At 69.6% G+C, this 13,470-nt stretch carries 10 protein-coding genes; 8 read left to right on the top strand and 2 right to left on the bottom strand.

Features of this window, described 5'->3' with window-relative positions; translation table 11 throughout:
- Nucleotides 1-90 precede the first annotated feature (90 nt).
- The 7 genes from AC3EN4_RS09145 (at nt 91) to AC3EN4_RS09115 (ending at nt 10,755) form a co-directional block, all read left to right on the top strand.
- Nucleotides 91-4,083 (top strand): golvesin C-terminal-like domain-containing protein, encoded by a 3,993-nt coding sequence (locus tag AC3EN4_RS09145; protein WP_435205473.1) that lies wholly within the window; start codon nt 91-93, stop codon nt 4,081-4,083.
- A 67-nt stretch (nt 4,084-4,150) separates the two neighbouring features.
- The gene (locus AC3EN4_RS09140; RefSeq protein ID WP_435205472.1) at nt 4,151-4,594 is read left to right on the top strand and encodes a hypothetical protein; all 444 of its coding nucleotides are present in this window, start codon (nt 4,151-4,153) and stop codon (nt 4,592-4,594) included.
- 219 nt (nt 4,595-4,813) lie between these two features.
- On the top strand, nt 4,814-6,487 hold the full coding sequence (locus tag AC3EN4_RS09135) for an ABC transporter substrate-binding protein (RefSeq protein ID WP_435205471.1): 1,674 nt from the start codon (nt 4,814-4,816) through the stop codon (nt 6,485-6,487).
- 99 nt (nt 6,488-6,586) lie between these two features.
- Nucleotides 6,587-7,594, top strand: a complete 1,008-nt coding sequence (locus AC3EN4_RS09130; RefSeq protein ID WP_435205470.1) for an ABC transporter permease — start codon at nt 6,587-6,589, stop codon at nt 7,592-7,594.
- On the top strand, nt 7,591-8,604 hold the full coding sequence (locus AC3EN4_RS09125; protein WP_435205469.1) for an ABC transporter permease: 1,014 nt from the start codon (nt 7,591-7,593) through the stop codon (nt 8,602-8,604). Before AC3EN4_RS09130 ends, AC3EN4_RS09125 begins: the two co-directional genes overlap by 4 nt.
- A gap of 49 nt (nt 8,605-8,653) precedes the next feature.
- Nucleotides 8,654-9,640, top strand: coding sequence for an ABC transporter ATP-binding protein (locus tag AC3EN4_RS09120; protein ID WP_435205468.1), 987 nt, complete (start codon nt 8,654-8,656; stop codon nt 9,638-9,640).
- 17 nt (nt 9,641-9,657) lie between these two features.
- Nucleotides 9,658-10,755: an ABC transporter ATP-binding protein gene (locus AC3EN4_RS09115; RefSeq protein WP_435205519.1), complete on the top strand. Its 1,098-nt coding sequence runs from the start codon at nt 9,658-9,660 to the stop codon at nt 10,753-10,755.
- A 52-nt stretch (nt 10,756-10,807) separates the two neighbouring features.
- On the opposite strand, the gene AC3EN4_RS09110 is transcribed toward AC3EN4_RS09115, so the two are convergent.
- Together AC3EN4_RS09110 and AC3EN4_RS09105 are read right to left on the bottom strand one after the other, a co-directional pair.
- Nucleotides 10,808-11,200 carry a hypothetical protein gene (locus AC3EN4_RS09110; RefSeq protein ID WP_421473622.1) on the bottom strand — a complete coding sequence of 131 codons (393 nt, stop codon included), beginning with the start codon at nt 11,198-11,200 and terminating at the stop codon, nt 10,808-10,810.
- Nucleotides 11,200-11,781: an HNH endonuclease family protein gene (locus tag AC3EN4_RS09105; RefSeq protein WP_435205517.1), complete on the bottom strand. Its 582-nt coding sequence runs from the start codon at nt 11,779-11,781 to the stop codon at nt 11,200-11,202. The genes AC3EN4_RS09110 and AC3EN4_RS09105 overlap by 1 nt, the downstream gene beginning before the upstream one ends.
- A 170-nt stretch (nt 11,782-11,951) precedes the next feature.
- On the opposite strand from AC3EN4_RS09105, the gene AC3EN4_RS09100 reads away from it, so the two are divergent.
- Nucleotides 11,952-13,466: an MFS transporter gene (locus AC3EN4_RS09100; protein ID WP_435205467.1), complete on the top strand. Its 1,515-nt coding sequence runs from the start codon at nt 11,952-11,954 to the stop codon at nt 13,464-13,466.
- Nucleotides 13,467-13,470: the final 4 nt, after the last annotated feature.

Below are 13,470 nucleotides of genomic sequence, written 5' to 3'. Positions count from 1 at the left end.
TGAATTAACGGTGAGTCGGTGATGACAGTCAGGTGATCGCCGTCGTGACGATGGTGGCTCTTCTCTCCGCATCTCGCGACGGAGGTCACCGTGCGCCGGTTCCTGGCACCCCTACTCGGGCTCGCGGTGTTGACACCGCTGGTCCCGCCCGCACCGGCGGCCTCGGCCGCACCCCCCGATCCCGGCCGGAAGACCGCCGTCGGCCGGCCGGCGACACCGACCCGGCCGGCCGACCCGGATCGGATCCTCGACCCCGACCGGCGGCTCGGCGCCACCTGGCAGCGGTCCGCCGACCGGGTGGTCACCACGTCGTCCGACGAGACCGGCCTGCACGTACTGGTGGCGGACGCCAGGGAGGCGTACCGCTGGCGGACGGCCGCCACGCTCGGTGAGCCGGGCCTGCCGACGGATCAGTGGATCGGGCAGGTCTGCCTGACCGGCTCGGGTCGACGCGCGGTGGCGGTCTACGCGCCGCGCGAGTTCACCAACCGCGAGAACCTGCTCAACGCGGGCGCCTTCGCGGCGGTCGTCGACCTGGACACCGGCGCGGTCTCCAAGCTGCCCGAGCGCTACTCGCTGGCCTATCACAACCCCGGCTGCGGGGCGGGCGAGAGCGCGGTGCTGTCCCGCCTGGAGCTGCCTGCGTCGTCGCGGGTCGGTACGGCGGCACGGTCCACGCTGACCACCGTGGACACCCGGAAGCCGTCCACCGCCCGGACGATGGTGGCCCCCGGGCAGCTCACCTCGGCGATCCCCGTCGGTGACGGGATCGTCGCGGCCAAGGGTCACGCCCTGCTCACCCTCGATCGAAAAGGAGCGGTCCGGTCGACGGTGCGGACGGCGGGTTCGCCGTTCCGGCTGATGGCCGACGGTCCCCGGGACGTCGCCCTCCAGGTGGCCAGGGGGAACGAGGTCGACCTCACGCGTCTGGCCGGTGGTCGACTACAGCCGGTGGCGACCGTGCCGACGGGCACCGTGAAGCTGCGCGCCGGTGGTGACGGCCGCGTCTTCGCCGTGGGCGGCCGGGCCGCCGGCCGGCTCGCCGGTAGATCCCTGCCGAACGGTTGGGGCACGATCGACGCGCCACCCGACAGTGACGTCTCCCGCACCGGCGACCTCGTGGTGACCAGGGCCGTCACGGGCCGGGAGGCGGCCGGTGCGCTGGGCGGCGCGCCGGGCGACGGGCGTACGGACCGGGTCGACATCAAGGCCCGCCTGCGGACCGGGGGCGACGTCGCCTTCACGGTGGTGCCGAACAGCGGCACCGGTCCGGCGGCCCCGGCGGCGGGAGGCGGGTCGGCGAACGGCAACGCGACCACCTTCGCCGACCCGAGCCCGGAGACCGTGGCGTACGACCTCGACGGCTCCTGCGCGGTACGCCGCAACGATCCGGCGATCCAGGTCTACCAACCGACCCGTGAGCAGGTGGAGTGGGCTGCCGACCTGGCGGTACGCGGACAGTTGACCTTCCAGCGCGCGGCCAACTGGGCGAACAACGGCCTGCCCGCCTACTCGCCGCAGACGCTGTTCCCGTCGATGGGGCTCACCGGTGGCGGCGACGTGCCGGCGCAGGTGTTCCTCGGCATCCTCGCGCAGGAGTCGAACCTGTGGCAGGCGAGCTACCACGTCGTCGACGGGCTGGCCGGCAATCCACTGACCAGCCTCGGCTACTACGGCCTGGATCTGGCCAGCCCGGACTACACCAAGATCGACTGGACGAAGACCGACTGCGGCTACGGCGTCGGACAGGTCACGTCCGGGATGAAGAAGAGCGACACCGACCAGTGGATCGCGGGCGTGCAGTGGGACACGACGAAGCAGAAGGCGGTGGCGCTGGACTATGCGGTCAACGTGGCGGCCGGCCTGCGCATCCTGCAGGACAAGTGGAACCAGACCCGGAACGCCGGGCTGATCGCCAACAACGGAGACGCGAGGTACATCGAGAACTGGTGGTTCGCCATCTGGGCGTACAACACCGGCTTCTACTCCCAGATCCCGCAGAGTCCCACCCAGCCCTGGGGGGTGGGCTGGGCCAACAACCCGTCCAACCCCAACTACCCGGCGGACCGCAAGATGTTCCTGACCGAGCCGTTGGACGTACCCACCGCCAACCCGCCGGTCGACGACCAGGTGGGCTACGACAACGCCAAGCACCCGAACCACTGGTCGTATCCGGAGCGGGTGATCGGCTTCGCCTACACCTCGCTGCGCCGCTACAACTACGAGACGGGCAACTACAGCGCGACGTACGCCACCGCGCAGGAACGCAACAAGCTCGTCGCCCAGCCGGAACGGTTCACCTTCTGCGTACCGGCCCAGAACGCCTGTGACCCGAACGTGTCGGAGGTGCCGGGCGACTACCCCACGGATCCTCCGGGGCCGTGCACCCGGGACGATCTCAAGTGCTGGTGGCACTCGCCGGTCACCTGGACGGACTGCTCGGTCAACTGCGGTCTGGAGAACCGGCGGTACACCAGCATCGAGCCCCGCCCGTACGGGTCCAGCATCTACGACTCGCAGTGCAGCCGGAACGGGCTGCCGAGCAACGCGCTGATCATCGACGACATCGACAGCGCCACCCCACTCGGCCCGCAGGGCTGCCAGCGCGACTACACGCCGGCGGGGAAGTTCTCATTCAACTACCCGTCCCGGGTCGGGCCGAACAACGTGACCATCTATCCCGGAAAGGTGGACACCCACCAGATCGGCGGCGGGTTCGGCGGTCACTTCTGGTGGGCGCACACCCAGCGGTCCGATACGGCGCCGGAGAAGGTCACCGGCCGCTGGACACCCACCAACCGCCTGAACGGCTGGGCCAAGGTGATGGTGCACATCCCCGACCACGGCGCGCACACCCAGCAGGCGAAGTACGTGATCAACACCGGGGCGGGGCAGAAGACCCGGTACATCCCCACCCGGACCGAGGCACACCGCTGGGTGACCCTGGGGACGTACCAGTTCTCCAACTCGGGCGCCCAGTCGGTGGAACTGAACAACATCTCCGAGGACGGGAACGGCACCGAGGACGTCGCCTGGGACGCTCTCGCGTTCGTGCCGTTGAGCGCCAAGCCGCGGCACTTCGTGGTGGCGATGGGTGACTCGTACGGCTCCGGCGAGGGCGTCGGCAGCTACTACTACGAGACGGACAACAACTACGGCAACCGGGCATGGAACGCCTGCCGCCGCAGCACGAAGTCGTGGCCGCTGTTGACCCGTCTCCCCGGCTCGTCGAGTTCGATATCCAGCCGGTTGTCGAGCCACGACCAGAGTCTGGACTTCCAGAACGTCACCTGCTCCGGAGCGACGGCACAGGAGATGATGGAGACGAGCACACCCTTCTACTGGCAGAGCCCACCCAGCGCCATCGGCGACTACGGGCGTGCCGCCGAGGGGCAGTTCCGGGAGATGTCCCAGATCGAGTCCGGCGTACTGGATGGCAACACGACATTGGTGCTGCTGTCCGCAGGCGGCAATGACGCCGAATTCCCCCGAACGATGGTCACGTGCGCGATGCAGGGCTGTGACACCGCGAGCTATGAGGCGACCGTCCAGCAGCGGATCGACAGCGCACAGAGCCAGGTACGCCAGCTCGTCAACGCGGTGGCCGCGAAGGCGCCGAACGCCACGGTGATGGTGGTCGGCTATCCCCGCATCTTCGCCAGTTACCACCAGGACTCGTGTGTCTTCGGCAGGTACTCGGCGGGCGAGATGGCGATGATGAACAGGCTGGCGCTCTACATGCGGGACGCGGAGCGGACCATGGCCGACAATGCGCGTGCGGCGGGGCTGAAGGTGCAGTTCACCGACATGGTCGACGGCATGCTCGACCACGGGACGTGCCGTAAGTACGACGCCGGCCACGACATTCTCGTACCGGACGACATGAACGGGGTGGTCGCCGGCCCGGAGGGTGAGGGCGACTTCCGGTTGGTGGACAACGACGACTATCCGACCTGCGTCGGCTGGATCACGGGCGGTCTCAACGTCTGCATCAGCCGGGCCTCGTTCCACCCGAAGGACACCGGCGCGGTGACGTACTCCAATGCCGTGACGTCACGACTGTCGGCGGTGGGATACAACTGAGTGGATCCGGTGGGTCCGCGCGTCGAACTCGCGGACCCACCTGCCGGCGTACCTCTGGAGGTGGCGTGTGGCGAGGCGGCAGCCGGAACGGCGGTCCTGGGCGCCGGCGGTGCTGGTGGCCGTGCTGGCGCTGGCCTTCGCCGGCGTCCTCGTGGCGATCGAGGTGGGGAGCCGGCGAATCGGCGCGGACACCCGTGCCGAGGAGGCCGAGGCCGAAGCCGCGGTGACCCGGAACGCCCAGGCGTACGGCGCGGCGGTGGTCGCCACCGGTGATGCGACGCCGTCCGACGAACGGCTGGCGGCGGTCGCGGAGGGCACCCAGGTCGAGGTGCGGGAGGTCCGCCGGGTGCCTGACCTGGTGGTGACCGTGTACGGTTCTGCCCCTTTCGGCGTGGTGTTCGGAGTGAGTCACGTGAACGCCTGCCACCGGGTGACCTTCCACGACCTGGGTACGGCTCGGGCAGGTTCGGATGTCGAGCGGCTGGAGTCCTGCCCGACACCCGCACCCTGATCGACGCCTCCGGATGCCCTCTCGTCGGGTCCCGGTCAACGTGTTCGATGTGTCGCTCGATGTGTTCGCCGTGGCGTCGACTGTCAGACGTCTGCGCAAGGTGTCGGCTTGGTAGCGATTGCCTGACGGCCGTTCCGCTCCCGGTGTTACATGTCATAGCCTCCCGCACACGGACCGAGCCACAGCTCGGCGTGGTCATGCGCATGACAGAGGTGAGAGATGCAGGCGAGAAGGCTCAAATCGGCTGTGGCCATCGCGGCCGTTGCCGCTCTGGCGGTCGGCGCGGCCGGCTGCGCGGAGAGCGAGCGTGGCGGCGACAGTGGCGAGGCCAAGACCGGCGGCACCTTCATCTTCGCGGGTGCCGGTGACCCGAAGAACTTCGATCCGATCTTCAATGACGACGGTGAGTCGTTCCGGCCGGTCCGGCAGATGTTCGACACCCTGGTGAGCCACAAGCCGGGCACGGCGGAGCTGACCGGCGGCCTGGCCGAGAGCTGGGAGCACGACCCGACCGGTAAGGTCTGGACCTTCAAGCTGCGGCAGGGCGTGAAGTTCCACGACGGCACCCCCTTCAACGCGGCGGCGGTCTGCTACAACTTCGACCGCTGGTACAACATGCAGGGCGCCGCGGCCCAGGCGAACATGATCTATTACATGGACGTCTTCGGCGGCTTCGCCAAGAACGAGGCCGAGGGCGCGGGCGAGTCGATCTACGACAAGTGCGAGGCCAAGGACGACGGCACCGCCGTTCTCTCGCTCAAGAAGTACAAGGGTGCCTTCCCCGGCGCCTTCGCGCTGACCTCGCTGTCGATCGCGAGCCCCGAGGCGCTGAAGAAGTACGACGCCAACACGGTGAAGCAGAACGGCGACTCGTTCGAGTACAGCCCGTTCGCCAACGAGCACCCGGTCGGCACCGGCCCGTTCACCTTCGGTGGCTGGGACAAGACCAAGGGCGAGATCACCCTCAACCGGAACCCGGACTACTTCGGTGACAAGGCCAAGGTCGACAAGATGATCATCAAGATCATCAAGGACGAGAACACCCGCAAGCAGGAACTGCGTGCCGGTACCGTCCACGGCATCGACTTTCCGGCCCCCGCCGACACCAAGGCGCTCGCCGACGAGGGCTTCCAGGTCGTGGCCCGCCCGGCGTTCAACATCCTCTACCTGGGCCTCAACCAGAAGAACCCGAAGCTCAAGGACCTGCGGGTGCGGCAGGCGATCGCCTACGCGCTCAACCGCCAGCAGCTCGCCCAGACCAAGGGCCCGACCGGCGCCAAGGTCGCTGACGAGTTCATGCCGGACACCGTGCTCGGCTACGCCCCGGACGTGCAGAAGTACGAGTACAACCCGGACAAGGCCAAGCAGCTCCTCAAGGAGGCCGGCGCCGAGGGTCTGACGCTGAACTTCTACTACCCGCCGGACGTCTCCCGGCCGTACATGCCGAACCCGCAGGAGATCTTCACGATCCTGGCCAACGACCTCCAGGCCGTCGGTATCAAGGTCAACGGCGTTCCCCGCCCGTGGAACGGCGGCTTCAAGGACGACGTGCAGACGTTCGGCAAGCACGACCTGCACATCCTCGGCTGGACCGGCGACTACAACGACCCGGGCAACTTCGTCGGCACGTTCTTCGGCCGGGGCAAGGCCGAGTTCGGCGACCAGGGCATGACCGAGATGTTCGACGCGATCGCCAAGGCCGACGGCACCGTCGACGACGCCGGCAAGAAGGCCGCCTGGGAGCAGGTCAACCGGGACATCGCCGCCAAGTGGCTGCCGGCCGTGCCGGTCTGGCACGCGCCGCCGGCGATCGTCGTCACCAAGGACGTCGAGGGCCTGAAGGCCAGCCCGCTGACTGACGAGCGGTTCAACACCGTCAGCCTCAAGAAGTGACGTCAATCGGCTGACGCCGTAGGCGGAATCGGCCCGGGTTGGGGGTTTTCCCTCCGCCCGGGCCGATTCCGCGACCATCGAGACTCTGGTGTGTGAGAGATGTTGCGAGTGATAGTCCGCCGCCTGCTACAGCTGGTGGTGACGCTGATAGCCCTGTCAGCGCTGATCTTCGTCTGGTTGCGGAACCTGCCCGGTGGCCCGGTCGACGCGCTGCTCGGTGAACGGGCGACCCCCGAGACCCGCGCCCTGCTGACCAAGGCGCTCGGTTACGACCAGCCGATCCTCGTGCAGTACGGCAAGTTCATGCAGCGGATCCTCACCGGTGACTTCGGCAACTCGATCCGTACCGGTGACCCGGTCACCGAGGTCATCGGCCGGGCCTTCCCGGCCACCGTGGAGCTTGCCCTCGCGGCGATGCTCATCGCGGTCGGGCTGGGCGTCCCCCTGGGTTATCTCGCGGCCCGCTGGCGCGGGCGGCTCCTCGACCACCTGACGGTGGTGGGCACGCTGCTCGGCATCTCGATCCCGATCTTCTTCCTGGGCTACCTGCTCAAGGACGTCTTCACCCAGAACATCCACTGGTTCCCGCCGTCCGGCCGGGTCAGCATCGGGTTGGACAACACCAACATCACCGGTTTCTTCGTCCTCGACAGCCTGCTCACCCGGGAGTTCGACGCCACCGCCGACGCGCTCTGGCACCTGGTCCTGCCGGCGTTCACGCTCGCCACGATCCCGCTGGCGGTCATCGTCCGGATGACCCGGGCCAGCGTGCTGGACGTGCTCAACGAGGACTACGTCCGCACCGCCGAGGCCAAGGGCCTGCGGCAGCGGACCGTCCGGGGCCGGCACATCCTGCGCAACGCGCTCCTGCCGGTGGTCACCACCATCGGTCTCCAGACCGGCGCGCTGCTGTCCGGCGCGGTCCTCACCGAGAAGGTCTACAACTGGGGTGGCCTCGGCACGCTGATCACCGACTCGATCACGGGCAGCCGCGACTACCCGATCCTCCAGGCGCTGATCCTGCTGTCCGCACTGGTCTTCGTGATGGTCAACCTGCTGGTGGACCTCTCCTACGCCTTCATCGACCCGAGGGTGCGTGTGCGATGACCGAACCAACCACGCAGTCCGGCACCCCGGCTCCGCGCACAGGGGACGAGCAGACGACCGGCGCGGGCCGCAGCCGCCTCGGTGACCGTAAGAAGGCTCGCCTGGACGAACTGGCCCAGGCCACCGCCGCCCCCGGCGGCGTGAGCCTGTTCCGCGACGCGTTCCGTCGGCTGCGCCGCAACCCGGCGGCGATCGTGGGTGCCGCCATCATCGTGCTCTTCGTGCTGGTGGCGATCTTCGCTCCGCTGATCGCCCCGCACGACCCGGTGCGGCGCTTCGACGAGCTGACCGACCTCCTCACGCCCAACAACATCGCCGGACCCATGGACGGCTTCCCGCTCGGCTCCGACGAGTTGGGCCGGGACCTGCTGTCCCGCCTGGTCTACGGCAGCCGGCAGACCCTCTTCGTCGGCGTCCTCGCCACCCTCATCGGGCTCGCCATCGGCGTGCTGCTCGGCGCGATCGCCGGCGCCGTCGGTGGGTGGGTGGACAACATCCTCATGCGGATCACCGACGTGATGCTGGCCCTGCCCGCCCTGCTGCTGGCGATCACCCTGGTCGCCCTGGCCAGCAAGTCGAGCCAGTGGACGGTCATCATGGCGGTGGCCATCGTCAACGTGCCCATCTTCGCCCGACTGCTGCGCGGCTCGATGCTCGCCCAGCGGGAGAGCGACCACGTGCTCGCCGCACGGGCGCTGGGCGTCAAGCAGCGCAGCATCGTGCTGCGGCACATGCTGCCCAATGCCATGACCGCGGTGATCGTGCAGGCGACGCTGACGCTCTCCGTGGCGATCATCGAGGCCGCGTCGCTCTCCTTCCTCGGCCTCGGTGACCCCGATCGGGACCGGGCCGAGTGGGGCGCGATGCTCGGCGACGCCGGCGTGCGCTACTTCGAGGTACGCCCGGAACTGGCCTACTACCCGGCGTTGGCGATCATCGTGGTCGCGCTCGGGTTCACCCTGTTCGGTGAGGCGATGCGCGAGGCCATCGACCCGAAGAACCGGCGGTGATCACGGTGGGCCCGATCAGCAAGGACCACAGCAGTGAGGAAGTGACCCGATGAGCCTGCTCGACGTGCGTGACCTGAGCGTCGTGTTCCAGCGGCGGGGCGAGCGGCCGTTCACCGCCGTCGACAACGTCAGCTTCACGGTGGAGCCGGGGCAGACCGTCGGCCTGGTCGGCGAGTCCGGCTGCGGCAAGAGCGTGACCAGCCTGGCCATCATGGGTCTGCTGCCCAAGCGCGGTAACAAGGTCAGCGGCGAGGTGCTGTTCGACGGCGCCGACCTGCTGAAGCTGCGCCCGAGCGACATGCGGGACCGGCGCGGCCGGGAGATCGGCATGATCTTCCAGGACCCGCTGTCGTCGTTGAACCCGGTCATCCCGATCGGTGTGCAGGTGGCCGAGGTGCTGGAACGCCACCAGGGCCGGGACCGCAAGCAGGCGCTGCGGGAGGCACGGGAGTTGCTCGACGCGGTCGGCATCCCCGACCCGCAGCGGCGACTCAGCGAGTACCCGCACCAGATCTCCGGCGGTATGCGCCAGCGCGCCCTGATCGCCATCGCGCTGGCCTGCAAGCCCCGGTTGCTGATCGCCGACGAGCCGACCACCGCGCTCGACGTGACCATCCAGGCGCAGATCCTCACCCTGCTCAAGCAGTTGGTCGACGAGACCGGCACCGCACTGATCATGATCACGCACGACCTGGGCGTGGTGGCCGGGCTCTGCGACACGGTGAACGTGCTCTACGGCGGCAAGGTGATCGAGCGGGCGCGGCGGCACGAGCTGTTCGCGCAGGCCCGGCACCCGTACACCCACGGGCTGCTCAACTCGGTGCCTCGGCTGGACTCCCCGCGCGGCGAGCGGCTGCACGCGATCCGCGGGTCGGTCGCCGACAACATCCCGTGGGCCGAGGGGTGCGCGTTCGCGCCGCGCTGCGACAACGTCGTGGACGCGTGCCTGGAGGGGCCCCCGCCGCTCGAACCCACCGCCACCGGCGGCGACCTGCGCTGCAACAACCCCGTCTCCGAGGAGGTGGCGGTCCGATGACCGACGAGACCACTGCGCTGGACGAGACCGCGGCGCTGATCGAGCTGCGCGACGTCAAGGTCCACTTCCCGATCAAGAGCGGCCTCCTCTTCGACCGGACCGTCGGGTACGTGTACGCGGTGGACGGCGTGTCGCTGAGCATCCGCAAGGGCGAGACGTACGGGCTGGTCGGCGAGTCCGGCTGCGGCAAGTCGACGCTGGGCCGAGGGCTGCTCCGGCTCGTCGAACCCACCGACGGCGAGATCGTGTTCGACGGCACCGACGTGCGCGCGCTCAAGGGCGAGGCGATGCGGCAGGCCCGCCGCCGGATGCAGATGATCTTCCAGGACCCGCTGTCCAGCCTCGACCCGCGCCAGTCGGTGGAGTCGCTGCTGGTGGAGGGTCTGAAGGCGCACGGGTTGGCCGGCGACAAGGCCGAGACCTCCCGGCGACTGCGCGAGACGCTGGAGGCGGTGGGCCTGCCCGCGTCCGCCCTCAGCAAGTACCCGCACGAGTTCTCCGGCGGTCAGCGCCAGCGGATCGGCATCGCCCGGGCGCTGGTGCTCAACCCGGACCTGATCGTCGCCGACGAGCCGGTCTCCGCGCTCGACGTGTCGATCCAGGCCCAGGTGCTCAACCTGCTCGAGGACCTCCAGAACGAGCGCGGCCTGACGTACCTGATCATCGCGCACGACCTGGCGGTGGTCCGGCACATCGCCGACACGGTGGGCGTGATGTACCTCGGCGGTCTGGTCGAGGAGGCGTCCAGCGACGACCTGTACCGCGAGCCGATGCACCCGTACACCAAGGCGCTGATGTCCGCGGTGCCGGTGCCCGACCCGGTCGTCGAGGACCGCCGCGAGCGCATCCTGCTCGCGGGCGACCTGCCCTCGCCCAGCAACCCGCCGTCGGGCTGCCGGTTCCACACCCGGTGCCCCTGGGCGCAGCCGACCCGCTGCGCGAGCGAGCGACCGGAGCTGCGGGACGTGGTCGGCGGGCACCGGGTGGCCTGTCACTTCGCCGAGGACATCGCCGAAGGCCGGATCCGGCCGCACGAGGTCGAGGTGGAACTGGTCCGCCCGACCGACGGCACCGGCCCGGTCGACCCGCCGGGCGAGTTGATCCCCACCCCGTGACGTCGTCGGGGGCCGTCCGTCACGGACGGCCCCCGACGGGCGTACTCGACGGTCAGCCCTCCGGGCGGTTCAGCAGTCCGACGGCGACGCTGTGCACCGCGTCCAGTCCCGCCGGATCGGCCAGCGCAGCCGATCCGCCGGTCACCGCGTACCACTCGTCCGCGTCCTTGTACTGCACCCGCAGGGTGACCTTGCCGTCCGCGTACTCGGTGCGCAGGGTCAGGTCACCGGTGACCACGCCGACCTCGTCGGTCATCACCCCACCCGGGCCGGGCACGATGTCGGCGGTCCGGCTCTGCGGGGCGCTCGCGCCGGTCGAGTCCGCGACCATGCCGGCGCCCGGCACCGCGGCCGGCGTGTCGCCGGTGCCGTCGGCGGTCATCCCGGCGGCGGACGGGGCAGTTTCCGCGTCCGCCTTGGCGTCTGTCGCCGGTTCCTCGCTCATCAACAGCCCTCCAGCATGTCGGTCAGGGCCGCCTTCTCGGCAGCGGTCACCGTCAGCTTCCAGTAGTGCTTCACCGTCACCCAGTCCTTGGCGTACTGGCACCAGTACGACCGGTTCGCCGGCTTCCACTGGGACGGATCCTGGTCACCCTTTGCCCGATTGGAGGACGCGGAAACCGCGATGAGCTGCGGACGTGTGGTGTCGTTGGCGAAGTCACCACGCTTGGCGTTGTCCCACTCGTCGGCACCCGAGCGCCACGCGTTGGCCAACGGCACCGTGTGGTCGATGTCCACGTCGGAGGGGTCGGTGGCGCTGCGGCCGTCGTACACGCTCTCCCACCGACCACCGACCACGTTGCAGCCGGAGAGCTTCACGTCCTTACCGTCGCGTTGCAGGATCGTGTCCCGCACGTCGCAGTTCTTGCCGGTGTCCCGCCAGTGCGGGAAGCGTTCCCGGCTGTAGCCCTTCATCGAGCCAGCGGTGGCGACGGTCAGCTGGCCCAACTGTTCGACGGCGTTCCCGCCCCCGCCACCCGGCGCCGGCGTGGTCTCCGCCTCCTCGGGTGGGACGCAGCCGGCCATGACGAGCGCCAGCGCCGCGACGAGCGCGGCGATCGACGCACGCGATCCTGATCTGGTACGCACAGACGACACCTCTCCAGCTTGCGGGCTCCCGGCGCTTGCGCACAGTACCCGGGCACGGTTTCGGCGTTTCGTGGCGTCTCCCACTATGTGCAAGCAAGATTGGTGGGATGACCGTCTCCGTACCGCCACCCGCACTGCGGATGGGCACCGCCGCCGGCCGGGGAACCCTGCTCGCCGCGGTGCTCGCCTCCGGCATGGTCTTCCTGGACACCACGGTCGTCAACGTGGCGCTGCCGAAACTCGGTCAGGATCTCGGGGCCAACGTCGCCGATCTGCAGTGGACCATCAACGGGTACCTGTTGACGCTCGCGGCGTTCGTCCTGCTCGGCGGCTCACTCGGGGACCGCTTCGGCCGGCGGCGGGTGTTCCTCATCGGAGTGGTCTGGTTCACCGTCGCGTCGGTGCTGTGCGGGCTGGCCCAGGGCACCGGCACCCTCATCGTGGCCCGGGTCGTGCAGGGCGCGGGCGGAGCGCTGCTCACGCCCGGTTCGCTCTCGGTGCTCCAGGCCAGTTTTCACCCCGACGACCGGGGCCGGGCGATCGGCGCGTGGGCCGGACTGTCCGGAGTGTCCACGGCGTTGGGCCCGTTCATCGGCGGCTGGTTGATCGACACGCTCTCCTGGCGGTGGATCTTCTTCCTCAACCTGCCGATCGCCGTACTGGTGGTGCTGGCCGCCATGCGCTGGGTGCCGGAGAGCCGCGACGAGAACGCCTCCCGCACCCACGGGCCGGACCGTGCCCGCCGCCACTTCGACGTGGGTGGGGCGGTGCTCGGCGCGCTGGCGCTCGCCGGCATCACGTACGCCCTGATCGACGCGCCCGCGCGGGGTTTCGCCTCGACGCCGGTGCTGATCGCCGTGCTTGTCGGTGTGGTGGCGACGGTGGCCTTCGTGCTGCTCGAACGGCGGCGTGGGGACACCGCGATGCTGCCCACCGGACTGTTCAGCAGCCGGCTCTTCTCCGTTCTGAACGTCTTCACCGTGGTGGTCTACGCGGCGCTGGGCGGGTTCACCTTCTTCTTCGCCGTCTACCTGCAGAACGTCGTCGAGTGGTCGGCGTTCCGGACCGGGATCGCGCTGCTGCCGATGACGGTGCTGCTGCTCGTCGGCTCGGCCCGGGCCGGTGCGATGTCGGCCCGGATCGGTCCCCGGCTGCCGTTGGCCGTCGGGCCGGTGATCGCCGCCGTCGGCCTGCTGCTGCTGCGCGGCGTCGGCCCCGGCGCGTCCTACTGGACCGACGTGTTGCCCGGAGTGCTGCTCTTCGGTCTCGGACTGACCCTGGTGGTGGCGCCGCTGACCGCGTCGGTGCTCGCGGCGGTGCAGGACCGGTTCTCCGGGGTCGCCAGCGGCTTCAACAACGCCGCGTCCCGGGCCGGCAGTCTGCTCGCGGTGGCCGCGCTGCCGCTGCTGGTGGGGCTGTCCGGCGGCGGCTACGAGCAGAAGGCCGAGCTGACCGACGCGTTCCGGGGGGCGCTGGCCTGGTGCGCGGGGCTGCTGCTGGCCGGCGCGGTGCTGGCCCTCGTGCTGGTGCACCGGCCACCCCGCGAGGCACCGCCGTCGCAGCCCTGCCACTCGATGCCCACTGCCACGCCCCCGAAGGAGAACCGCCCTTCGGGGGCGTGACGCG

It is taken from the genome of Micromonospora sp. bgisy143 (assembly GCF_057708145.1).
The sequence above is the reverse complement of the archived record's forward strand: the minus strand, read 5'-3'. Positions and strand labels throughout refer to the sequence as shown.